Here is a 21,199-nt window from a genome sequence, read left to right as displayed (position 1 = left end):
CACTTTGAATGAGACCTGACCGGCGGGCCGGGAAAAGGGTCAGAGTGCCCTATCCGGCCTGTGGGCCACTTCGTAGTGTCGATCTATGGAAGCCGAGAATACACCTACGGAAATCCTTCCAGCGCACGAATGCTGGAAATTGCTCCGGGATGCTCCCTTCGGGCGCCTCGCCCTGTGCATTCAGGGGGTTCCGGGCATCTTCCCGGTCAATTTCGTCGTGGAACACGGCACGATCGTCTTCCGGACCTCGGAGGGGACGAAGTCCCGATTCTCCGAGAAGGCGCCGGTCGCTCTCGAGGCGGACGGTTTCCTCAACGGGGGCGCACTGGTGTGGAGTGTGATCGTCCACGGACAAGCAGCGACCATCAACCAGACGGGGGAACTCATGGACACGGTCACCTTGCCGCTGCATCCGTGGGAGATGGGCCGTAAGGACCGCTTCATGCGACTGGTGCCCGAGACGATCACCGGACGCTCATTCGCTCCTCTGCACGCGGCGGCGCATTCACGGACGGCTCGGGCTCACGACGAGTGAGGACCAGGGTGGGACAGGGTGGATCGAGGAGCAGCGTATGCGTGACCGAGCCGAGCGACATCGCTGATCGCGCACCGCTCCCATGGCGGCCGATGACCAGTAGATCGGAGCCGGAGCCGTAGAGCGCGAGGGCCTCGACCGGCGTATGCAGGTCATCCACGATCCAGCTCACGAGGAGATCCGGATAGCGCGTGCGCACGGCCAGGAGCATAGGCGACGCACCGACCGCCATACGCTGCGGTGACGACCCCAGTGCGGTCACCACGGTCAGGACCACGCCTGCCCTGTGGGCCTCCTCAGCCGCTCTCATGAGGGCGGCCCGCGACACGTCCGAGCCGTCCACCCCCACGACCACTCCCCCTCTGGCCTGCCCGGAGTCCATCCGATAGCCGTGCCCCGGTGGCACGACGGCGACGGGCGTCGCGGAGTTCAGCGCCACCTGCAGCGCTACGGAGCCCTTGAACTCGCCACTGGACGGATCGCGCCGGTCCGCACCCACCACGATCATGGGCGCGGCGGCGGACAGGCCCAGCAGCGCCTCGACTACGTCACCGCAGTGGAGGTACGTGCTGACCCGCAGTCCCGGATACCGGTGGGCGACGCGCGATGCCTCGCGACTGACCATGACGCGCCCGGCGATCACCTCGTCGCCGTACAGGCGGCCGGGCGGCATCAGGGACGGGTCCGCGATGGCGTGCAGCACCGTCAGCGGAGCCTCGAGAGCCGCCGCCCGCGCGGCAGCCCATTCCACCGCGGTGCGGTCCGCCGCGGAATCGCGCACCGCGACGAGCATCGGCTCGGAACGCTGGATCGAGGGTTTGGTTGCTTCCGCCTCCGGGAGGACCGTGGTCATGATGCATCCTTAGCATGCCCATTCTGATCGGGAACGACGACTGCCCCCCACGCGCATCCTTCCTGGCGCCGACTACGGCCGGCGGACCGACCCGCAGGGCGGCCGTGAATATCCGGCGTCGCGGGGAGGTGAGGCACCGTCCCACGATCACAGATCCCGGGAGCGCTGATCAGGGCCTTTGGACCCTGATACGGAGGGCGAAGTGTTTGTAGCGTCGACAGAAAGCACCCCTCAGCCCCGGAAGCACCTGGTGCGACGCGCGATCGGACGACCCCCAGGGACGAAGGAGGACACGGTGTCGACACCGCCATGTCAGGACACCATCGCCAGCAGCTTCCTCGAGCACGCAGGATTCCAGGTCGGTCTCACCGAACGGAGTACCCAGAGTGGGCGGACCGTCCTCGCCAACGGACCAGCCACCCACGTCGACGACCCGGCCTTCCTCACCACCCCCTGGGGCAAGGTCTCGGAGGAGCCGTGGGCGCCCGGCATGCGCGACCTCTTCTACGAAATGGCCCCCACCCGGATGCGTGACCGCCGCCTGTCGACCGCCCGTTAGCCCCCGGCAGCCATGTCGACCATCCGGATCGGGAGTCAGGAATCATCCGCAGTCCATCCCCTACGACGGCGGATGCGAAATGACGCATTCTGGACAAAGGACACATCATGGACACGAAGGCCATCCGTGAACGGGCAGTCCGGCAGGAGCGTCCTCGTGGACTGGTGCCGGTCTGCCTGACCTGCGGCTCGGACGAGGCCCTCGTCTATTCCGCCTACTCCGAACAGGTAATCCTCCCCAACGGTCGCACCCGACACGCTCGGGCGAGATACTGCTGCTCCAACTGCGGATGCCGTCGCGATCACGAGGTTCCGTCGAGCTGGCGCCCACCGGGCTGGTTCTGGTGCACCTGAAAGACCCGCGAGCGCGGGGCCCACCTCGGTGCACCCCGCGCTCGCCGTTGAACCCAGGGTGCACCTGTCCGTTGCCCCGCACCCTAGGGTGCGGGCGGTATGACCCCCAGAGGGAAGGGCGCGGGTGCGGTCCCCTGCGCGGTCAGACGCGCGGTGATCGACTCGGAGCGAAGATCGGTCCGCACCGAGTCCCAGGCCTGCGCTTCGCTCAGGTCGAGAACGACGTTCGTTCCCGGTGACAGGGTGGCTGCCCGTCTCACCACGAGGTCGAGGGCGTGCAGATTGACCGCAGACACGCAGCCGTGCACGAGGATCTGCACGATGTGCGCTTCGGCGTCGGCGCTGACGAGGATCTTGAGCTTCCGGTTGGAGGCCGAGGGGTGCATCGCCATCGCGCGCCGCCGCATCGTCTCCTCGGACTCGGCACCGAGGGCAGTGGTCCCTCCCCGACGGTAGGCGGTCCTCGCCGATCCCCGGGTCACACCGCCGGCCGCGATTGGACGCCGCCTCACCGGTCCAGCATCTCTGCGTGGTCGTCCCATCGGATGCTGCCCTGCCCATCCGCGCTGTACCCGCCGAGTTCCTGTGCCCGACGACGCGCCTTCAGGAACACGAGCTCCTCGCCGGAGAACCAGTACTCCCCGTGGTCGTCCGCGTGCAGGCTCTCGCCGATGCTTGCTTCCACCCGATTCACCAGAGTGCGCGGCAGGACCAGGCATCCCGGGTTCGCGAGAACCCACTGCTGCACTCCAGGATCGATCCTCGTCCAAATTGAACTGATGTTGGTCACTGTGCGAACCTCTCGGATCGGTGTCTCGCTTTGCACGAACATCACACGCGAGTCATCAACCGACTACTAGGGCCTAAAGTCCCATCCGGCGTCGTCCTCCGCCCGGACCTGCGGGCCGGGACGGCCGGGGAAGGACCTTGGACCCTGCACGGGAACCGGTGCCCGGCGCACAGTGGACGGATGACGACGTCGGTCGACAACCACCTCGTCGAGGATGTAGGAGGACGCGGGGCAAGTAGTCCCGCATCACTCGAGGATCTGCTGCGCCGCGCGGCCGACTGCGCGTTCTGGACATCACCGTGACGGCGGGCATCGTGGTGCTTTCCGGAATCGCCGTGCGCCGCGAAGACAAGTCACGCGCAGGCTTCGCCTGCTGGTGCGACCCGGCCGTCCGCGCCGTCTACAACAACCTGACCGTCTCCTCGGGACCCACCTGACCACCTCACGCGACGCCTGACACGCCAGCCGATGGGGCACAGCGGCCCTGCATGCCCTCCGTGGCGCGGCCCAGGATGACGCGCATGCACATCGGCCGCCGCGCAGATCATCGCGACGTCCTATTCCTACTGGTGGGTGGGATCGTCCTCGCCCCGACGGCGGGACCCCTCACCGAGGACGAGGTCCTCGCGCCGAGGTCGCGGGGACCGCGATCGCCGTCGGCAAACGCCGCTTCGTGGAAGGCATCGTCGGGCGCGTCCCGGACACTCCCCTGGCACCGGGGGAAACCGCCGTCTACGTGGGGCGCCGGGATCGGCGGAGGTGATCATCACCGTCGACGACCTCGCGAAAGTCACAGAGGCCGTGATCATCGGCAAGCGGACCCTGCGCATAGCGCTGCAGAGCATCGGCATCGGCATCGCCCTGAGCCTCGTGTTGATGACGGGCGCCGCCCGGGGACTCGTCCCCCCACTGGCCGGCGCGTTCGGCCAGGAGGGCATCGATCTCCTGACCATCCTCTACGCGCTGCGCGCGGCACGGGCCCCAGGGACCGGTGCCCGCAGCACGCGGCGACATCTGCCGGCGGGCCGACGCTTCCGATCGTGATACCCGGCCTTATCCCCGGGCGCGGCCGGGCCCGCGCATAGTCGTAGTCACATAACTTCTTGTTGACCGAATCGATCGAGGGGCATGCTTATAGTAATTGCAGCTTCAAGAGACGCGGTCGCCAAGCTCCGACTAGGCCGCGCACCAACCCCATGTTCGTGGGTGGTTCGGATGACGAAGCGGCCTTCGCCTTGGCACTCAGTGCCGGTCCGGCGCGGGCAAGAGCACTTCGAAAGGCACTCATCATGAGCTGTACCGCCTTCCCCTAGCAGGATCCCGGCGCCTTCTGCGCGTCTTCCCCTTTTCTTCCCATTCCCTGCGTAATGCGCTGTGCGTTGCGCCGGAACGCCTTTCCGAGGAATTCTCCATGAATGCATCCGTACTTTGTCCTGCCCGAAATCGAAACTACTTCGGACATGTCACCGCCCTGTCCGCCGTCGGCCTCCTCGCCCTCCTGACCGGTTGCGCCGGGCCGGCGAGCCCGTCCGCCGTCACCGACGGCGAGCCGGTGGCCGGCGGCGTCCTCGACGTGTCCATCTCGGCCGAGCCGGGGTGCCTCGACGGGCACGGCATCTCGGCGACGCAGCAACAGTTCCTGGGGCGCCTGATCTACGACAACGTGGTGACCCTCGACGAGAACGGGGAGATCGCGCCGTACCTCGCGGAGTCCTGGGAGGTCTCGGAGGACGGCAAGACGTACACGTTCCGCCTGAAGCAGGGCGTCACCTTCAGCGACGGCTCCCCCTGGAACGCGGAGGTCCTCGGGCAGAACTTCGAGCACATGAGGGACCCCGCCACGAAGTCGCCCCTCGCCGCCGCGTACATCGCCCCGTACGTGGACGGCACCGTGATCGACGAGTACACCTTCGAAGCGCACCTCGCGTACCCCTACACGCCGTTCCTCTACACGCTCGCGCAGTCCTGGCTCGGCATGAACTCGGGCAAGGCCATCTCCGAGTCCCCCGAGACGCTGTGCCAGGAGCCGATCGGCACCGGTCCCTTCACCGTCGCCGACTACAAGCCTGGCCAGAGCATCAGCTACACCAAACGGGACGGCTACGACTGGGCGCCGGAATGGCTGGACGGTGACGGCGAAGCGCACCTCGACGGTGTGGAGGTCACCCTCGTCAGCGAACCCGTCATCCGCCACCAGTCCCTCGTCTCGGGGCAGTACGACCTGACCGAGAACCTCGCGCCGCAGAACGCCGCCGCGGTCCAGGCGGACCCGGACTTCACCTACGAGAACCTGCCCCGCACCGGCAGCCCCTACGTGCTGAGCTTCAACCTCGACCGGGCGCCGTTCGACGACCTCGCGGTCCGCCAGGCGTTCGCCGCCGCCGTGGACACGGGAGCCGTCACGGAGAGCCTCGGCTTCGGCACCTACACCCCGATCGACGGCTTCCTGTCGAAGGAGAGCAAGTACTACGACCCGTCCGTGGAGGGCGTGCTGACCCACGACCCCGAGCGGGCGAACCAGCTGCTCGACGACGCCGGCTGGACCGGGCGGGACGACGAGGGCTTCCGCACGCGGGACGGGAAGCGGCTCACGGTCGAGGTGCCCACGGTGGAGAGTTCCACGCCGAGCCCGCTGCTCGTGCAGCTCCAGGGTGAGGCGCGGAAGGTCGGCTTCGACCTCCAGATCATCCAGCTCCCCCAGGCGCAGCTCACCGAACTCCGCTACGCCGGCGACTACGACGCCCTGGCCGGGGTGTGGCACACCAACACCACCGACGTCCTGTTCATCCGCTACCACTCCTCCGAGATCACAGGTGAGCGGATCGGTCAGAACTCCTCGTACGTGAACGACCCGCAGCTCGACGCGCTGCTCTCCGCGGCCCGTGAGGCCGATGACGGACCCGCCGCCGAGGAGGCGTACTCGAAGGCGCAGCACCGGCTGCTCGAGATCGTGCCCGGCGTGCCGCTCTACGAGAATCCGAGCCAGTTCGCCTACGCGAACACCCTGCACGACGTCGCCGTGGACACCTCCCACCCGGTGCCGGTCCTCACGTACGCCTGGAAGGCCGAGTAGATGGCCGTGCTCCGGCGCGTCCTCACGCGGCTCGCCGTCGGGATCGGTGTCCTCTGGGGAGCCGCGACGCTGACGTTCCTCGCGGTCTACCTGATCCCGGGCGACACGGCGCTGCTGATCCTCGGAGGACCCGATGCACGGCCCACCGCCGAGACGCTCGCGCAGGTCCGTGCCGACTACCTGCTCGACCAGCCCTTCATCGTCCAGTACGGCAGCTACCTCGGGAACCTCCTCCAGGGGGACCTCGGACAGTCCTACCGGTTGCGCCTGCCCGTCACGGAAGCCATCGGGCAGCAGATCGGCGCGACGGCGGCGCTCGCTGCGGCCGCCGTCGTCGTGGCCCTGCCGCTGACGTTCGCGGTCGCGATCCTGTCCGCGCACCGGGCCCCCTGGATCCGGTCGATCGTCTCCGGCATCGAAGTGGTCTTCGCGGCGACGCCGACCTTCATCATCGGCTTCGCGCTGCTGATCGTCTTCTCGTTCACGCTGCGCTGGTTCCCCATCGGCGGGAACCAGGGGCCCGCCGCCCTGGTCCTTCCCGCCCTCACCCTCGCCCTGGCGATCTTCGGGACCCTCTCGCAGGTCCTGCGGAACGAGCTCGAGGACGTCCTGGAGCAGCCGTTCATCCTGACGGCCCGCTCCCGCGGCATGCGCGACCTCCCGGTGAGGATCCGCCACGCCCTCCGGCACGCAGCCATCCCCGTGATGACCATGTCCGGGTTCGTCGTCGCGGCCCTGCTCGGCGGGTCGGTGGTCGTCGAGACCCTCTTCAGCCGGCAGGGCATCGGATCACTCACCCTGGCGTCGGTCTACAACAAGGACCTGCCGGTCATCATCGGGATCGTGCTCCTCGCGGCTGCCGTCTACGTCGTCGTGAACCTCGTCATCGACCTCCTGTACACGCTCATCGACCCGAAAGTGGTGACCGCATGAGCATCGCCTCGCGCACCATCGCACCCGCCGTCCCCTCCGCAGCCGCCCCGCCGGCAGGGATCCCGGACCGCCCGGCGGCCCCTGTCGGGACCCCGCGGACGCGGCGCCGCCGGTGGCGGGTGCGTCCCGGCATCCTGGCAGCCTCCGCGTTCCTCCTGTGGCTGACGGCGGCGGTCCTGGCCCCCGGCCTGCTCGCTCCGGCCGACCCGTACGCCGTGGACCCGGCCAGGAGTTTCGAGGCACCCGGCGCTACCGCGTGGTTCGGCACCGACGACTCCGGCGCCGACAACTACACGCGGATCGTCCACGGAGCCGCCACCTCGCTGTACATCGGCGTCGGCGCGACCGCGATCGGCGTGGTCGGCGGGACCGCCATCGGGCTCCTCGCCGGGCTCAACGGGCGGCTCGTCGAAGCCTCGGTGATGCGCTTCCTCGACGTCACCCTCGCCATCCCGGAGATCCTCCTCGCCCTCGTGGTGATCGGCATCATCGGCGGAGGGACGGAGAACGCGATCCTCGCCATCGGTGCCGGCAGCATCGCCTACTACGCACGGATCACGAGGGCGCAGACACACCTCGTCCGGCGGTCGGGCTTCGTCGAGGCCGCCCGCACCCTCGGCCTGCCGGCGTGGCGGATCCTCGTCACCCACACCGTGCCGAACGTCCTCAAGCCCGTCCTCGTCCTCGCCACGATCGGCATCGGCTCGGCGATCGGGGCCGGGGCGTCCCTGAGCTTCCTCGGACTCGGGACGCCTCCCCCCGCCCCCGAATGGGGAGCCATGCTCTCGGCCGGCCGCAACTTCATCTCGAACGCACCCTGGATGATCACCTTCCCCGCGGCGTTCCTCGTCGCGACCGTCCTGTCCATCACCGTGATCGGGCGCGAGCTCCGACGCCGTGCCGAAGGGAGGCTCACATGAGCCCCACCGCCCTGACCACCCCCGCCGGTTCCACCCCGACCACCGCGGCGGACACTCCCGTCGTCGAACTCGAAGGGCTCTCCGTGGCCTTCGGTCGCGGCATCCACCGCCGGGAGATCATCCACGACCTCAGCCTCTCCATCCGACCGGGCGAATGCCTCGCGCTGGTCGGCGAGTCCGGTTCCGGGAAGTCCGTGACCGCGCGCACCCTCGTGGGACTCACCGGCCCCGGTGCCGACGTCCGCTCCCGCGCGCAACGCTTCCGCGGCCGCGAGGCCTCCGCCTGGGGTGAACGCCAGTGGACCCGCGTCCGGGGGAAGGAGGCGGGGTTCATCCTGCAGGACGCGCTGTCCTCCCTCGACGCCCTGCGCACGGTCGGCGACGAGGTGGGAGAGGTCCTGCGCCTGCACGGAGACCTCGACCGCGGTGCCCGCCGGCAGCGCGTCGTCGAACTCCTCGCCTCCGTGGGCGTCCCGGACCCGGAGGTCCGCGCCGGACAGTACCCGCACGAGCTCTCCGGCGGACTCCGCCAGCGCGCCCTGATCGCCTCCGCGATCGCCGCGGACCCGGGCTTCCTCATCGCGGACGAACCTACGACGGCGCTGGACGCCACCATCGCGGCGCAGGTCCTCCGCCTGCTCGGCGACCTCAAGGGAGGCAGCACCGCGATGCTCGTGGTCAGCCACGACCTGGCCGTCGTCGCGGACCTCGCCGACCGTGTGGCCGTGATGCGCGACGGCGTGATCGTGGAGGAGGGCAGCGTCCAGGCCGTCCTCGAGGACCCCCGGCACCCCTACACGCAGGGATTGCTGGCGGCCATCCCGTCGCGGTCCTCGCGCGGACGGCGCCTGACCGTCGTCGGATCCGACCGGGGACACGGACACGACCGCTCGCAGCCCCACGGCGGGCAGGGCATCGCGGCCCCCCGAAAGGCCCCCACGCCGGGCCGGCCCTCCCTGACGGTCGAGGGGATCACCAAGGCCTTCGGCGGGCCCGGCCGCGGCCGCCGCACGGCGGTCGACGGCGTGTCCTTCACGCTGCACCGGGGCACCACCCTCGGGATCGTGGGCGAATCCGGGAGCGGCAAGAGCACCGTGGCGCGCATCGCCCTCGGCGTCGAAGCACCCGACGCCGGGACGGTCCACGTCCGCGGACGCACCTGGGGCGAGCACCGGGCGTCGAGAGACCTCGTGGCCCGCCGCTCCGTGCAGATGATCTACCAGGACCCGCTGCAGTCCTTCGATCCCCGCAAGACCGTGCGGCAGGTGGTCGGACAGGCCGTCGCCGCGGCCGGGACCCCGCGGACCGCACGGGCCGGACGCGTCCTCGAACTGCTCGACCTCGTCGGACTGCCCGCCGACCGGGCCCGTGCCCGACCGCTCGACCTGTCCGGCGGCCAGCGGCAGCGGGTGGCCATCGCCCGCGCCCTGGCCGCCGAACCGGAGGTCATCATCTGCGACGAACCCGTCTCTGCACTCGACATCACCGTGCAGGCCCGCATCCTCGACCTCCTGACGGACCTGCAGGACCGCTTCGGGCTCAGCTACCTGTTCATCTCCCACGACCTCGGCGTCATCCAGCACATCAGCCGCGAGGTGCTGGTCCTGAAGGACGGCGTGGTCCTCGAGCACGGGCCCGTGGCCGAGGTCTTCGACCAGCCAGGGCACGAGTACACGCGCCACCTCATCAACGCCATCCCCGAACTCCCCGCCGTCCGGAAGGACCTGTTCCGCCCATGACACGCCAGATCGCCTTCAACCTCTTCGAGATGAACTGCGTGGGACACATCTCCCACGGTCTCTGGGTGCACCCGGAGAACAACCGCCACCGCTTCAACGACCTCGACTTCTGGGTGGAGACCGCGAAGATGCTCGAGGCCGGGCTGTTCGACAGCGTCTTCCTCGCCGACGTCGTCGGCGCGTACGACGGCTACCGCGGGGGCCCGGAGACGGCCCTGCGCGAAGCCGTGCAGATCCCGAGCAACGACCCCCTGCTGGTCATCCCGGCGATGGCCGCAGCGACGACGCACCTCGGCTTCGCGGCCACGTTCTCCACGACGTACGAACCGCCGTTCGCCTTCGCCCGGCGCGCGTCGACCCTCGACCACCTCACCAAGGGTCGGTTCGCCTGGAACATCGTCACGTCCTACCTCCCCAACGCGGCCCGGAACTTCGGCCTGGCGGACGAGGTGGAGCACGACCAGCGGTACGCCATCGCGGACGAGTACCTCGACGTCCTGTACAAGCTGTGGGAGGGCTCCTGGGACGACGACGCCGTGATCGAGGACCGCGAGCGGCGCACCTACACCGACCCGTCGAAGGTCCGCTACATCAACCACCGCGGACCGCACTTCTCCGTGGCCGGACCGCACCTGAGCGCACCCTCCCTCCAGCGCACGCCGGTGCTCTTCCAGGCCGGGAGCTCCGTCGCGGGCAAGGCCTTCGCGGCGCGTCACGCCGAGGGCGTGTTCGTGGGCGGCCGTGACGCCGCGGCCTACCGGGACAACGTGGCCGACCTGCGTCGTCTCGCCGTCGCCAACGGCCGGGGCGCCCATCACATCAAGACGTTCGCGAGCGCCGTCGTGATCGTCGGCAGGACGTCGAAGGACGCCCGGCGCAAGGCGGACGAGTACCGTCGACTCTCCAGCGCGGAAGGCTATCTCGCCCACGCGGGAGGCGGCGGCATCGACCTCGCGGCCTACCGGCCCGACGAGGTGATCGACGACATCCTTGCGCGGGAGGACCGGCCCGGCCGTGACCGGCAGCCCAGCAACCGGCGGCACCCGGCGGGGACCACGGTCGGCGAGGCCCTCGAGCGCATCACGCGCTTCGACCGCGGGCCCTTCGTGGCCATCGGCACACCCACGGAGGTCGCCGACGAGATCGAGCGGTGGGTCGAGGGCACGGACCTCGACGGCTTCAACCTCCGCCAGTTCCTCACCCCGGGCACCGCGGAGGACTTCGTCGAACTCGTGGTCCCCGAACTGCAGAAGCGCGGCCTGTACCGCAGGTCGTACGAGGAATCGACCTTCCGCGAGCGCCTGTTCGGGCGCGGGTCCGCACGGCTCTTCGACGAGCATCCCGGCGCGCGGTACCGCAACGGGGCCAACCTCGGCCACGACGCTGTGCCTCTCGACGTGCCCCTGGTCGGCGGCATCCCGCCTGGACCTGCCGGGACCATCCCGCCCGCCCCGTCCTACGCCTAGGAGTCCATCGTGCCCACCACGACCACCCATCAGTCCCTGACGAGCGAGCCTGGCCCGGCGGCCACCCCGCGGACGACCGCAGCCCTGAGGGAACGGTTCCGTCCGCTCTTCGACACCATCGCCGCCGGAGCGGCCCGCCGGGAGCAGGACCGCGTGCTGCCCTTCGACGAGGTCGCGGCCCTGAAGGAGGCGGGATTCGGCGCCCTGCGCATCCCCCGGGAGTACGGCGGATCCGGGGTGTCCCTACGGCAGCTCTTCACCCTCCTCACCGACCTGGCGGCGGCGGACTCGAATCTCACGCAGCTGTGGCGCGGCCACTTCGCCTACGTCGAGGGGACACTGCTCCAGCCGCCGTCGGCGCACCGGGACCGGTGGCTGTTCGACATCGCGGCGGGGACCATGGTCGGCAACGCCTCGAGCGAGCTCACCGGCACATCGCTGCGGGACATCCGGACGGCCCTGACGTCCCCGGGCCCACCCGACGGCGCGTCGACGCTCACGGGCACCAAGTACTACAGCACCGGGAGCCTCTACGCCGACTGGATCGCCGGCAGCGCCGTGCACGACGGCGAGCGCGTCGGGTACGCGGTCCGGGCCACGGCCCCCGGCGTGGAGCGCATCGACGACTGGGACGGTTTCGGCCAGCGGCTCACCGGCAGCGGCACCACCCACTTCACGGAGGTGCGCGTGGACCCGCGGAACGTGCGCCCCTTCTCCCCCGACGCGCCGAGCCATGTCCACGCGTTCTTCCAGCTGGTGCTCGTCGCGTCGCTCGCCGGGATCGCCCGGGCCGCGGCCGACGATGCGGCAGACTTCGTCCGGCCCCGCACGCGGTCCTACATCAACGCGACCACGGCGCTGCCGCGCGAGGATCCGCAGGTACTGCAGGTGGTGGGCGAACTGGGCAGCCGCGCGTTCGCGGCCGAGGCCGTCGTCCTCGCGGCCGCCGACCACCTGGACACGGCCTACGAGCGGCTCCGGACCGCGATGCCCTGCGACGGGGCCGACGACGGGACCCCCGGGCGGCAGGCTGCCCGGGCGGCGGTGGACGAGGCCGACCTGGCGGTCAGCCGGGCGCAGCTCGTCGCCGTCGCCCAGTCACTGCTGGCGGCCACCGAGCTGTTCGAGGTCGGCGGGGCGTCGGCGACCTCGACGGGCCGGGCGCTCGACCGGCACTGGCGCAATGCGCGGACCATCGCCTCCCACAACCCCGCCATCTACAAGGCGCGCTCGCTGGGCTACTGGGCGGTCCACGGGGAGCGCGAGCCGCAGCCGGCCGGTGTCTGAGCCGGAGCGGCGACGTCACGAGCGGGACCGGCTAGCGTGGGACCATGACGCACGAGTTCCGGTACGACGTCGACATCCTGCACCTGCTCGTCTCGCCGGACCACGCCTACTTCGGGCGTGCCCGGGACGGGGCAGCCGATGTGGCCACCGTCGATGCGGACCGCGCGGAGGTGGTGGCGGGCAAGGGCATCGCGGGCGACCGCTTCTTCGGAAAGGCCGCCCACATGGATGCCGCCGTGACTCTGTTCTCCATCGAGTCGCTAGAGGCCATCGCTGCGGAGCTCGGAGCGGCCCCCTTCGATCCACTGCTCCCGCGCCGCAACGTGGTCCTCCGGGGTGCCGAGCTCACCCCGCTGATCGGTCAGGACTTCACCCTCGAGAGTGCGGGCGGGAGCGTCTCCCTCCACGGCGGCCGGCACGCCCACCCCTGCGCCTGGATGGACCGCGTCCTGGCGCCGGGTGCCCATCGGGCCATGCGCGGCCGGGGTGGCCTCCGGTGCCGACCGCTGGACAGCGGAACCCTGCATCGGGGACCGGCCGTCCTGGTCAGCCCGGTGCCGCTGGACGCGGCCCGGGCACACATGGCGGCGGTGCGGAGTCCCTCCCGGCTGCCCTAGGGAAGGCCGCTGTCCTGCTTCCCAGGCACCCGGATGGACCAGCGACCGGTGCCGTTCACCCACGGGAGGTGATCCGGAAGCGCGCTCCGCCGTCGCACTCTGGGAAGGATCCGCCAGGAAAGGACCGGGCGTCGCAATTCCCCGCCGTCGCGCTGGAAGGGCGGCGGGGAAGGAGCGGCCAGTGTCGGCACGCCCCGCCCGCAGCGTCACCGACCGGTCACGGACGATCGGCGACCTGACGATCAGCTGCCTCCCCGGATCGGCCGTCCCCGCCCTGCAGGCACGGGAACCCACGGGCCGGAGGCTCCAGGCCGTCATCCCCCTCGACGGGTCGATCACGCTGGGCGGGCCGGTGGGGCCAGTGCTCGCCCTGCCGCAGGGGGCGCTCGCCGTCGTTCAGGGTGACCTGCGTATCGCGGACGACGGCCGGGACCCCGCACTGATCCTCCTCCTGCGCCTGCCGGTGCACATCCTTGCGGCGCGGGGATTACGCCTGCGCGGCGGTGTGGCACGAGCCTGCCCGGGCAGATCCCTCTCCGCGCCGCTCGGGGAGTTCGCGCACGCCCTGCTGCGGTCGGGTCCGGCCCTGCGGGATACGACGACGTCCAGGGCGACCGAGCGCAGCCTCGTGGAACTCCTGACGGGCGCCCTGCTCGAGTCCGACCCGCCGCGGACCGACGGCGCCGCACTCAGGGCGCTCCTCCGCGAGCGCGCCGTGGGCGTCGTCGACCGGCGGTTCGCGGATCCGTCGCTGCGCCCGGCAGGAATCGCGCGGGAACTGAACGTGTCACTGCGGCATCTCCAACGCAGTTTCGAGGGCTCCGGCACCACGCTGGCCCTCGAGATCAGGCGCGCCCGCAGCGAGTACGCGGCGCTCCTCCTGGCCACCCTCACCGGTCCGGACCGCTCGGACCCGCGCATCGCCCTCCGCGCCGGCTTCTCCTCGGCCGATCAGCTGCGCACCGCCTTCGAAGGGCATTTCGGCGTGCCGATGGCGCACTACCGCCACGCGCGCGCCGCGGAGGTCCTCCCGGCCTCCGCCTGACGCGTCACGGCGGCGTCCCGATGGGGACGCGTGGGCCTGCCGGGGGTCCGGACCGTCGCAGCTCCGAGGGTGGGACGCCGAACCTCGCACGCACCCGCGAGCGCAGTTCGAAGGCGGACGAGAAACCTGACCGCCGGGCCACCTCGCTGACCGTGAGCTCCCGCGAGGCGGGTGCGGTGAGCAGCACGAAGGCGTTCTCCGTCCGCCGGTTGCTGATCTCCGTGGCGATGGTCGTCCCGCTTCCCTCGAAGCAGCGCTGCAGGTGCCTCAGCGAGACGCCGACACCGGCCGCGATGGCCGCCGGTGTCAGCAGGGCATCGCTGAAGCGTTCATCGATGAGATCGATCGCCGCGCGCCGCACCCGGCGGCGCCGTTCCGGCCGTGGGTCCGCCTCCTCGTGCGCGTCGCCGTACACCGCGACCACCAGGTTCTCGAGGACGCGGGCCGCGACGACGTCGCTGACCGGACCGGCGTCCTCCGGCCCCTCCGCGAGGGAGGAAGCGAAGGCGGCGACAGGGCCGGCGAGCGCCCCACCCCGCTTCTCGCCCCGGCCGGCGCGGACCGGGACGCCACGCTCGCACAGCCTGGATGTGGTGACGAGCACATGGACCCAGCGCGTGGGGACCAGGCTCTCCAGGACGACGCCCAGCGGTTCCGCGAGCAGGACGGCCTCCCCCGGGTGGATGGCCAGAACGGACCCGTCCGGCACCCGTGCTTCTGCACGTCCGCGGACCAGGAAGCCGAGGTAGGTCATGCCCCGCAGCTCGGGCCCGATCACGGAGAGCCTGGGTGCCGACTGCGCTGTCGTCGCCACGGTCATGGCCCCGACGCGGCGGACCTTCCCCCCGTGGACCAGCTCCTCCCACACGGTGCCACCTCCCGTCGCGGTTCCACGACTCCGGCCAGCTTCTGCCACGGGACAGACGGTGCCCACACCCCGCACGGGTGATCCGCGCCAGCACGGGAGCAAATCGGCGTCCGTCGATGATCAGCGCCCGAGGCGTCGGGACATACTGGGAGCCGGTCGGCTCGGCGAGCCGACCGGCCACGACCCATCGAGAAGAGGGATCGTCATGACGGACCGCAACAGGGCCAAGGGTACGACCGCGGTGAAGCCTGGGGGGCACCGGCTCACCGTGGGCCGGATCGTTGCAATCGCCCTCGCCGTTCTCGCCGTGATCTTCATCGCCCAGAACAGGCAGGACACGAGCGTCTCGCTGCTGTTCGTCACGGTGACGCTTCCCCTGTGGATCACGCTCACGTGTGCCACCGTCGTCGGCATCGCCGTGGGGTGGCTGCTCAACCGTCGGTCGGCCTAGTGACGTCCCTGGACGGCGGCGACCTCGACCTCCTCAACCCGGTTCGTACTGCCGACCCGCCCGGTGACGCGCCCTTTACCTCGACGGGTCGCCTCCCCGCCCGTCCGACAGTGACCGGTCTCCTGCGCGACGCCCATGCGACCTATGCCACGCTCGACGACGGCACGGTGGCCGACTACATCCCATCGCTCGCCGCCGCTGATCCGGGCCGGTTCGGCATCAGCGTCTGCGGGGTGGACGGCACCTCGTTCTCGATCGGCGATGCACAGGACGCGTTCTCCATCCAATCGGTCTCGAAGGCCTTCACGTTCGCCCTGGTGTGCGAGGCCATCGGTCATACCACCGTCCGGGAGGCGGTCGGGGTGAACAACACGGGACTGGCGTTCGATTCGGTGATGGCGCTCGAACTCAACGGTGGCAGTCCCAGGAATCCGATGGTCAATGCCGGGGCGCTCGTCATGATCAGCCTCGTCCCAGGGGACTCCGCCGCCGCCAAGTGGCAGTTCCTCCAGGAAGGCATGTCCCGGTTCGCCGGCCGGCGGCTGCTGCTCGACGTCGAGGTCTACGAATCGGAGGCGGCGACCAACCACCGGAATCGTGCGCTCGCGGCCCTGCTCAGGAGCTATGGGCACATGTCCTACGATCCCCTGCTCACCACGGACATCTACACCCGGCAGTGCTCGCTCCTCGTCTCGGCCAGAGATCTCGCCGTGATGGGCGCGACGCTGGCGGACGGCGGGGTCAATCCCCTGACGCACGAGCGGGTCGTCGACCCTTCCGTCTGCCGGGACACCCTCGCCGTCATGGCCGCCTCCGGCCTGTACCAGCGCTCGGGCGACTGGCTCTACGAGGTCGGGCTGCCGGGCAAGAGTGGCGTCTCCGGCGGCATCGTCACCGTGGCACCGGGCAAGGGCGGCTTGGCCGCCTACTCCCCGCGACTCGACGCGGCCGGTACCAGCATCCGGGGGCAGCACGCCATCCGGAGCCTGTCGCGAAGCCTCGGCCTCGATCTCTTCGCGTCCGCTCCGGTAGCCTCGGGTACACCGTCCGAACGCACCACCTGAGTCTCCACGTCACCGGTGCCGGGAAGCACGTCGGCGTCAGCCACTAGGCTGATGCCATGCCCCGCAGCGCCTTCCTCCGCCCCGCCGACCCGTCGTCGTCCCGGCCGGCACCTGCCCGCAGGACTTCGATCGTCTGGGGAGTCGCCGACGTCGTCCTCATCCTCGTCTTCGCGGCCTCCGGACGCCGCACGCACGAGCACGGCGTCACCGTCGGCGTGCTCGACACCGCCTGGCCGTTCCTCCTCGCCTACGCCGTCGCGACCGTGGCCGTCCGCGCGTGGCGGGCGCCGGGCGCACCCTGGCCCATCGGGGTGGTCCTGTGGCTGGTGACGGTCGCCGGCGGCCTGGCGGTGCGGGCGCTGTCGGGCGGCGGGGTCGCGCTCAGCTTCCAGATCGTCACGCTGATCGTCCTCGGTGCGTTCCTGCTGCTCCCGCGCATCGTCGTTCTCCGCGTGGTCCGGCGCCGCCGCCGGCCGGTAGCGTAGGTCCGATTCCCCTTCCTGTCCCGAAAGGCATGCCATGATCACCGCATTCGTCCTCATCCAGACCGACGCCTCGCGTATCCCCGAGAGCGCACAGGCGATCTCGGAGATCGCCGGCATCAGCGAGGTGTACTCGGTGACGGGCGAGTGGGACCTCATCGCCATCGCACGCGTGAGCCGCCACGAGGACCTGGCCGACGTCATCGCCGACCGCCTCTCCAAGATCGAGGGCATCCGCTCGACGACGACGCAGATCGCCTTCCGCTCCTACTCCCAGCACGACCTCGACGCAGCCTTCAGCCTGGGGTTCGACAGCTAGGAGCCGACCGCGGCGCCCGGCACGACGGTCAGTACGAGCGGCTGACCTCGACCCAGCGCTCCAGCACGGCCGCAGCGGCACCGGAATCGATCGATGTCCGCGCACGCTCCATGCCCGCCGTGATGCGGTCCACGAGGCTTCCCTCCGCGGCCGGGTCCAGCGCCACGAGGCCGGCGGCGGCGTTGAGCACGACGGCGTCCCGGACGGGCCCGGTCAGGCCGCCCAGCACCGACCGGACGACCGCCGCGTTCCCCGCGGCGTCGGTGCCGCGCAGCGCGTCGACGGGGACGACCTCGAGCCCGAAGTCCCCGGGGTGCACCTCGTGGGCCTCCACCTGCCCGTCGCGGACCTCCCACACGGTGGAGGACCCGCTGGTGGTCAGCTTGTCCCTGCCGTCGTCGCCCCGGAAGACGAGGGCGCGGATCCCCCTCGCCGCGAGGACGCCCGCCATCAGGGGCGCCATCCTCGCGTCCGCACACCCGAGCGCCTGCGCGCTGACGCCGGCCGGGTTGCTCAGCGGCCCCAGGAAGTTGAAGGCCGTGGGGACACCCAGCTCCCGCCGCGGCACCGCCACGTGCTTCATGGACGGGTGGAAGACCTGCGCGAAGCAGAACGTGATCCCGGCCCGTTCGGCCGTCCTGGCGACGTCCGCCGGTGGCAGATCGAGGCGGACCCCGAGTTCCTCGATCACGTCCGCCGCGCCGGATGCGGACGAGGCGCCCCGGTTCCCGTGCTTGACGATCCTCGCGCCCGCACCCACGGCCACCAGCGAGGACATCGTCGAGATGTTGAGCGTGCCCAGCCCGTCACCGCCGGTCCCGACGATGTCCAGCGTGGGACCGTCCACCCGGATCCGGTGGGCCCTGCCGAGCATCGCCTCGACGAGCCCGGCGAGCTCGTCGACGGATTCCCCCTTGGCACGCAACGCGATCAGGAAGCCTGCGATCTGGGCATGACTCGCCTCACCCGCCATGATCGTGTCCATCGCCCAGCGGCTCTGTCCCACACTCAGATCCGCCCTCGCGAGGAGGGACGAGAAGATCGACGGCCAGGTGGGCTGCACCGCGGCAGGGCTCGTTGTCGGGATCACCGTCCAAGATTATCTACGAATTGTAGAAAGTCATCCCGGGGAACTTCCGCGGAATCACGGGCGTAACACGTCCCCCGCCCCGCCACGGCCCTCGCGACGGCCGTTTCGCGTTGGTGATCGCGCTGATCTTGGGGACATAATGAGTCTGTGACATCTGCGACCCAAGCCCCCAGCGCCGCCCCGCATCCCGCTCTGAACCGCCCCAACATGGTCTCCGTCGGAACCGTGGTGTGGCTGTCCAGCGAGTTGATGTTCTTCGCCGGCCTCTTTGCCATGTACTTCACCCTGCGCTCCACCTCGGGCGAGATGTGGGCGATGGAGACCGAGAAGCTGAACGTCCCGTTCGCGCTCGTGAACACCGTCATCCTGGTGTCGAGCTCGTTCAGCTGCCAGTTCGGCGTGTTCGCCGCGGAGCGCCTCCAGCCCCGCAGGACGGGCGGGCTCTTCCAGTTCTCCCGCTGGGGCATGGTCGAGTGGTTCCTGCTCACGTTCCTCCTGGGCGCGATCTTCGTCTCGGTGCAGGCGTACGAGTACGCCGAGCTGGTCGCGGAAGGCGTCGCCCTGAGCTCCAACGCCTTCGGATCGGCCTTCTACATCACCACCGGCTTCCACGGGATCCACGTGGTGGGCGGCCTCGTCGCCTTCCTGCTGATCATCGGCCGCGCATTCATCGCCCGCCAGTTCGGGCACTTCGAAGCCACCTCCGCCATCGTCACGTCCTACTACTGGCACTTCGTCGACGTGGTCTGGATCGGCCTGTTCATCATCATCTACTTCCTCCAGTGACTCCTCCTGTAGGCTCTTCTACTAGAGGTAGAATTCACTGAAGAATCTCCGCAGCGCTCGCATCGAAAAAGGCAGGAACCACCCCGTGAAGGCACTCTCCCAGAGGCGGCGTCACCCACTCGCAGCGTTGGCGCTGCTCCTGATGGCACTCCTCCTCACCGGCGGAATCTACGCCGCAGCCAGTACCGCCAACGAGGCGCAGGCTCAGACCACGACCTTTACTGCCGACGACGTCGAAGAGGGCAGCAAGCTGTTCTCGGCGAACTGTGCCTCGTGCCACGGCATGGGCGCCACGGGGTCGGACGCCGCACCGTCGCTCATCGGCGTCGGCGCAGCCTCCGTCGACTTCCAGGTCGGCACGGGGCGCATGCCCATGCAGATGGACGGCCCCCAGGCGCAGGCCAAGCCGGTCCAGTTCACCGAGGAGCAGATCAGCCAGATGGCCGCGTACGTGGCCTCGCTCGGCGCCGGTCCCTCGATCCCCTCCGAGGAGATCCTCGACGCGTCCGAGGGCGACCCCGCCCACGGTGGCGAGCTTTTCCGGGTGAACTGCGCGATGTGCCACAACGCTGCAGCCGCCGGTGGCGCCCTGACCCGCGGCAAGTACGCCCCGTCCCTCGACGGCGTCAGCGAGAAGCACATCTACGAAGCCATGGTCACCGGCCCGCAGAACATGCCGGTCTTCAGCGACGCCAATGTGAGCCCCGAGGACAAGCAGGACATCATCGCCTTCCTGAAGACGATCGAGGAGCAGGGCTCCCCGGGCGGAGCGGATCTGGGCTCGCTCGGACCGGTCTCCGAAGGCCTGTTCATCTGGGTCGCCGGGCTCGGCGTCATCATCGCGTTCACCGTGTGGCTCACGTCGCGCTCCTCCTGACCATCCGGGAGCGCCGCGTGAACGAATCAATTACAGACTCGCAGTACCTAATGAAAGATAAGAGGGATCATGGCCGACTCTAGTCACGGCGCTCCCGGAAGCTCGGTCACCGTTGCGACGCCAGGGCGGGCGCTGGACGAGTTCGAGAACCCGGGCCTTCCGCCCCACCGCCCGCGCCTCGCGGACCGGGATCCGCGTGCCGAGAAGCGTGCCGAACGCCAGGTCGCCCTGCTGTTCTTCATCTCCGTCCTCGGGACGCTGCTGTTCTTCGCGGGGTACTTCCTCGTACCGCTCGACGAGACCATCGCGCGGCTGCGGCTCCAGAACCTGATGCTCGGTCTGGGGACCGCTTTCGCGATGCTGGGCATCGGTGTCGGGATCGTCCACTGGGCCAAGACACTCATGCCGGACCACGAGGTCACGGAGCAGCGTCACGAGATCCGTCCGGAGCAGGACCGCCGCGACGCCGAGAAGATCGTCAATGACATCCTCGACGAGTCAGGCATCAAGCGGCGTCCCCTCATCCGGAACACCCTCCTGGGGGCCGCTCTCCTTGCTCCGCTCCCGGCGATCGTCATCTTCCGCGACCTGGGCCCCCTCCCGGGGAACGTGCTCAGGCAGACCATGTGGGACACGGGTGTCCGCCTGACCCGCGATCCCAGCGGCACGCCGATCCGAGCGTCGGACGTGACCATCGGTTCGGCATTCCACGTCATCCCCGAAGGACTGAACGAGGCAGAGCACAAGCTCGAGGAGAAGGCCAAGGCCGTCGTCCTCCTCATGCGCCTCGATCCCGAAGAGCTCAACCCCTCCCCCGGGCGCGAGGACTGGGCGTACGACGGCATCGTCGCGTACTCCAAGATCTGCACCCACGTCGGCTGCCCGGTGGCACTGTACGAGCAGCAGACGCACCACCTGCTGTGCCCCTGCCACCAGTCCACCTTCGACCTCGAACAAGAGTGCAAGGTGATCTTCGGTCCGGCTGCGCGTCCGCTGCCACAGCTACCGATCGAGGTCGACGACGAGGGCTACCTCGTCGCGTCCAGCGATTTCCAAGAACCCGTAGGACCTAGTTTCTGGGAGCGAGGCTGA

General features: G+C 69.9%; 24 protein-coding genes and 1 riboswitch. Of the genes, 19 read left to right on the top strand and 5 right to left on the bottom strand.

Annotation, left to right across the window (positions count from 1 at the left end; all coding sequences use genetic code 11):
• The first annotated feature begins 85 nt into the window (after window positions 1-85).
• On the top strand, window positions 86-535 hold the full coding sequence (locus AC4D2E_RS06035) for a pyridoxamine 5'-phosphate oxidase family protein (protein ID WP_104165046.1): 450 nt from the start codon (window positions 86-88) through the stop codon (window positions 533-535).
• Here the strand turns inward: AC4D2E_RS06035 and AC4D2E_RS06030 are convergent.
• Window positions 465-1,388, bottom strand: coding sequence for a universal stress protein (locus tag AC4D2E_RS06030; RefSeq protein ID WP_490951941.1), 924 nt, complete (start codon window positions 1,386-1,388; stop codon window positions 465-467). The two genes, AC4D2E_RS06035 and AC4D2E_RS06030, sit on opposite strands and share 71 nt — an antisense overlap.
• A 295-nt stretch (window positions 1,389-1,683) precedes the next feature.
• Between AC4D2E_RS06030 and AC4D2E_RS06025 the strand changes: the two genes are divergently transcribed.
• Window positions 1,684-1,947, top strand: a complete 264-nt coding sequence (locus tag AC4D2E_RS06025; protein ID WP_490951940.1) for a hypothetical protein — start codon at window positions 1,684-1,686, stop codon at window positions 1,945-1,947.
• A gap of 436 nt (window positions 1,948-2,383) precedes the next feature.
• Here the strand turns inward: AC4D2E_RS06025 and AC4D2E_RS06020 are convergent, their stop codons facing one another.
• A complete protein-coding gene (locus AC4D2E_RS06020; RefSeq protein ID WP_490951939.1) occupies window positions 2,384-2,812 on the bottom strand; it encodes a hypothetical protein in 429 nt (142 codons plus the stop codon).
• Window positions 2,809-3,090, bottom strand: coding sequence for a hypothetical protein (locus AC4D2E_RS06015; RefSeq protein ID WP_146067365.1), 282 nt, complete (start codon window positions 3,088-3,090; stop codon window positions 2,809-2,811). Before AC4D2E_RS06015 ends, AC4D2E_RS06020 begins: the two co-directional genes overlap by 4 nt.
• Before the next feature lie 299 nt (window positions 3,091-3,389).
• Between AC4D2E_RS06015 and AC4D2E_RS06010 the strand changes: the two genes are divergently transcribed.
• The 10 genes from AC4D2E_RS06010 to AC4D2E_RS05965 all read left to right on the top strand — a co-directional run bounded on the left by AC4D2E_RS06010 (window position 3,390) and on the right by AC4D2E_RS05965 (window position 14,170).
• Window positions 3,390-3,527, top strand: a complete 138-nt coding sequence (locus AC4D2E_RS06010; protein ID WP_490951938.1) for a BON domain-containing protein — start codon at window positions 3,390-3,392, stop codon at window positions 3,525-3,527.
• Window positions 3,528-3,849: 322 nt separating this feature from the next.
• Window positions 3,850-4,134: a hypothetical protein gene (locus tag AC4D2E_RS06005; protein ID WP_490951937.1), complete on the top strand. Its 285-nt coding sequence runs from the start codon at window positions 3,850-3,852 to the stop codon at window positions 4,132-4,134.
• Window positions 4,135-4,237: 103 nt separating this feature from the next.
• Window positions 4,238-4,365: riboswitch (SAM riboswitch) on the top strand.
• A 136-nt stretch (window positions 4,366-4,501) separates the two neighbouring features.
• A complete protein-coding gene (locus AC4D2E_RS06000; RefSeq protein WP_490951936.1) occupies window positions 4,502-6,163 on the top strand; it encodes an ABC transporter substrate-binding protein in 1,662 nt (553 codons plus the stop codon).
• Window positions 6,164-7,096 (top strand): ABC transporter permease, encoded by a 933-nt coding sequence (locus AC4D2E_RS05995; RefSeq protein ID WP_104165063.1) that lies wholly within the window; start codon window positions 6,164-6,166, stop codon window positions 7,094-7,096.
• Complete coding sequence (locus AC4D2E_RS05990; RefSeq protein ID WP_490951935.1) at window positions 7,093-8,016, top strand: ABC transporter permease; 924 nt, start codon at window positions 7,093-7,095, stop codon at window positions 8,014-8,016. The genes AC4D2E_RS05995 and AC4D2E_RS05990 overlap by 4 nt, the downstream gene beginning before the upstream one ends.
• Window positions 8,013-9,755 (top strand): dipeptide ABC transporter ATP-binding protein, encoded by a 1,743-nt coding sequence (locus AC4D2E_RS05985; protein WP_490951934.1) that lies wholly within the window; start codon window positions 8,013-8,015, stop codon window positions 9,753-9,755. Before AC4D2E_RS05990 ends, AC4D2E_RS05985 begins: the two co-directional genes overlap by 4 nt.
• Window positions 9,752-11,221, top strand: coding sequence for an LLM class flavin-dependent oxidoreductase (locus AC4D2E_RS05980; protein ID WP_490951933.1), 1,470 nt, complete (start codon window positions 9,752-9,754; stop codon window positions 11,219-11,221). The genes AC4D2E_RS05985 and AC4D2E_RS05980 overlap by 4 nt, the downstream gene beginning before the upstream one ends.
• 9 nt (window positions 11,222-11,230) lie before the next feature.
• The gene (locus tag AC4D2E_RS05975; RefSeq protein ID WP_490951932.1) at window positions 11,231-12,508 is read left to right on the top strand and encodes an acyl-CoA dehydrogenase family protein; all 1,278 of its coding nucleotides are present in this window, start codon (window positions 11,231-11,233) and stop codon (window positions 12,506-12,508) included.
• 44 nt (window positions 12,509-12,552) lie between these two features.
• Complete coding sequence (locus tag AC4D2E_RS05970; protein WP_490951931.1) at window positions 12,553-13,125, top strand: MOSC domain-containing protein; 573 nt, start codon at window positions 12,553-12,555, stop codon at window positions 13,123-13,125.
• A 181-nt stretch (window positions 13,126-13,306) separates the two neighbouring features.
• Complete coding sequence (locus AC4D2E_RS05965; RefSeq protein ID WP_490951930.1) at window positions 13,307-14,170, top strand: helix-turn-helix domain-containing protein; 864 nt, start codon at window positions 13,307-13,309, stop codon at window positions 14,168-14,170.
• Window positions 14,171-14,174: 4 nt separating this feature from the next.
• On the opposite strand, the gene AC4D2E_RS05960 is transcribed toward AC4D2E_RS05965, so the two are convergent.
• Window positions 14,175-15,038 carry a helix-turn-helix transcriptional regulator gene (locus AC4D2E_RS05960; RefSeq protein WP_490951929.1) on the bottom strand — a complete coding sequence of 288 codons (864 nt, stop codon included), beginning with the start codon at window positions 15,036-15,038 and terminating at the stop codon, window positions 14,175-14,177.
• A 205-nt stretch (window positions 15,039-15,243) separates the two neighbouring features.
• Between AC4D2E_RS05960 and AC4D2E_RS05955 the strand changes: the two genes are divergently transcribed.
• From AC4D2E_RS05955 to AC4D2E_RS05940, 4 genes are read left to right on the top strand one after another with little or no spacing between them, the layout of a single operon-like run.
• Window positions 15,244-15,489, top strand: coding sequence for a LapA family protein (locus AC4D2E_RS05955; RefSeq protein ID WP_490951928.1), 246 nt, complete (start codon window positions 15,244-15,246; stop codon window positions 15,487-15,489).
• The gene (gene glsA, locus AC4D2E_RS05950) at window positions 15,489-16,553 is read left to right on the top strand and encodes a glutaminase A (protein ID WP_490951927.1); all 1,065 of its coding nucleotides are present in this window, start codon (window positions 15,489-15,491) and stop codon (window positions 16,551-16,553) included. Before AC4D2E_RS05955 ends, glsA begins: the two co-directional genes overlap by 1 nt.
• Before the next feature lie 56 nt (window positions 16,554-16,609).
• Window positions 16,610-17,038, top strand: a complete 429-nt coding sequence (locus tag AC4D2E_RS05945; protein ID WP_490951926.1) for a DUF3054 domain-containing protein — start codon at window positions 16,610-16,612, stop codon at window positions 17,036-17,038.
• Between the two features lie 34 nt (window positions 17,039-17,072).
• Window positions 17,073-17,354: an Lrp/AsnC family transcriptional regulator gene (locus AC4D2E_RS05940; protein WP_104165081.1), complete on the top strand. Its 282-nt coding sequence runs from the start codon at window positions 17,073-17,075 to the stop codon at window positions 17,352-17,354.
• A 28-nt stretch (window positions 17,355-17,382) separates the two neighbouring features.
• Here AC4D2E_RS05940 and trpD read toward each other — a convergent pair whose 3' ends face one another.
• The gene (trpD, locus tag AC4D2E_RS05935) at window positions 17,383-18,441 is read right to left on the bottom strand and encodes an anthranilate phosphoribosyltransferase (RefSeq protein ID WP_490952329.1); all 1,059 of its coding nucleotides are present in this window, start codon (window positions 18,439-18,441) and stop codon (window positions 17,383-17,385) included.
• A gap of 150 nt (window positions 18,442-18,591) precedes the next feature.
• On the opposite strand from trpD, the gene ctaE reads away from it, so the two are divergent.
• The 3 genes from ctaE to qcrA all read left to right on the top strand — a co-directional run bounded on the left by ctaE (window position 18,592) and on the right by qcrA (window position 21,199).
• The gene (gene ctaE, locus AC4D2E_RS05930; RefSeq protein WP_104165083.1) at window positions 18,592-19,230 is read left to right on the top strand and encodes an aa3-type cytochrome oxidase subunit III; all 639 of its coding nucleotides are present in this window, start codon (window positions 18,592-18,594) and stop codon (window positions 19,228-19,230) included.
• 85 nt (window positions 19,231-19,315) lie between these two features.
• Window positions 19,316-20,107: a cytochrome bc1 complex diheme cytochrome c subunit gene (gene qcrC, locus AC4D2E_RS05925; protein ID WP_104165085.1), complete on the top strand. Its 792-nt coding sequence runs from the start codon at window positions 19,316-19,318 to the stop codon at window positions 20,105-20,107.
• Between the two features lie 69 nt (window positions 20,108-20,176).
• Entirely contained in the window at window positions 20,177-21,199 is a 1,023-nt protein-coding gene (gene qcrA / locus AC4D2E_RS05920) for a cytochrome bc1 complex Rieske iron-sulfur subunit (RefSeq protein WP_490909387.1), read from the top strand.

The sequence above is a fragment of the Arthrobacter sp. TJ-265 genome, assembly GCF_058269135.1.
Note: the sequence above shows the minus strand (reverse complement) of the source record. Positions and strands in the feature narration are given on the sequence as shown.

Coding starts and splice junctions, on each gene's coding strand:
- AC4D2E_RS05945 (WP_490951926.1), top strand. CDS start 16,610: ATGCCCCGCAGCGCCTTCCTCCGCCCCGCCGACCCGTCGTCGTCCCGG.
- AC4D2E_RS05940 (WP_104165081.1), top strand. CDS start 17,073: ATGATCACCGCATTCGTCCTCATCCAGACCGACGCCTCGCGTATCCCC.
- AC4D2E_RS05980 (WP_490951933.1), top strand. CDS start 9,752: ATGACACGCCAGATCGCCTTCAACCTCTTCGAGATGAACTGCGTGGGA.
- AC4D2E_RS05985 (WP_490951934.1), top strand. CDS start 8,013: ATGAGCCCCACCGCCCTGACCACCCCCGCCGGTTCCACCCCGACCACC.
- AC4D2E_RS06035 (WP_104165046.1), top strand. CDS start 86: ATGGAAGCCGAGAATACACCTACGGAAATCCTTCCAGCGCACGAATGC.
- AC4D2E_RS05990 (WP_490951935.1), top strand. CDS start 7,093: ATGAGCATCGCCTCGCGCACCATCGCACCCGCCGTCCCCTCCGCAGCC.
- AC4D2E_RS06030 (WP_490951941.1), bottom strand. CDS start 1,388: ATGACCACGGTCCTCCCGGAGGCGGAAGCAACCAAACCCTCGATCCAG.
- qcrA (WP_490909387.1), top strand. CDS start 20,177: ATGGCCGACTCTAGTCACGGCGCTCCCGGAAGCTCGGTCACCGTTGCG.
- AC4D2E_RS05995 (WP_104165063.1), top strand. CDS start 6,164: ATGGCCGTGCTCCGGCGCGTCCTCACGCGGCTCGCCGTCGGGATCGGT.
- AC4D2E_RS05955 (WP_490951928.1), top strand. CDS start 15,244: ATGACGGACCGCAACAGGGCCAAGGGTACGACCGCGGTGAAGCCTGGG.
- AC4D2E_RS05970 (WP_490951931.1), top strand. CDS start 12,553: ATGACGCACGAGTTCCGGTACGACGTCGACATCCTGCACCTGCTCGTC.
- AC4D2E_RS06000 (WP_490951936.1), top strand. CDS start 4,502: ATGAATGCATCCGTACTTTGTCCTGCCCGAAATCGAAACTACTTCGGA.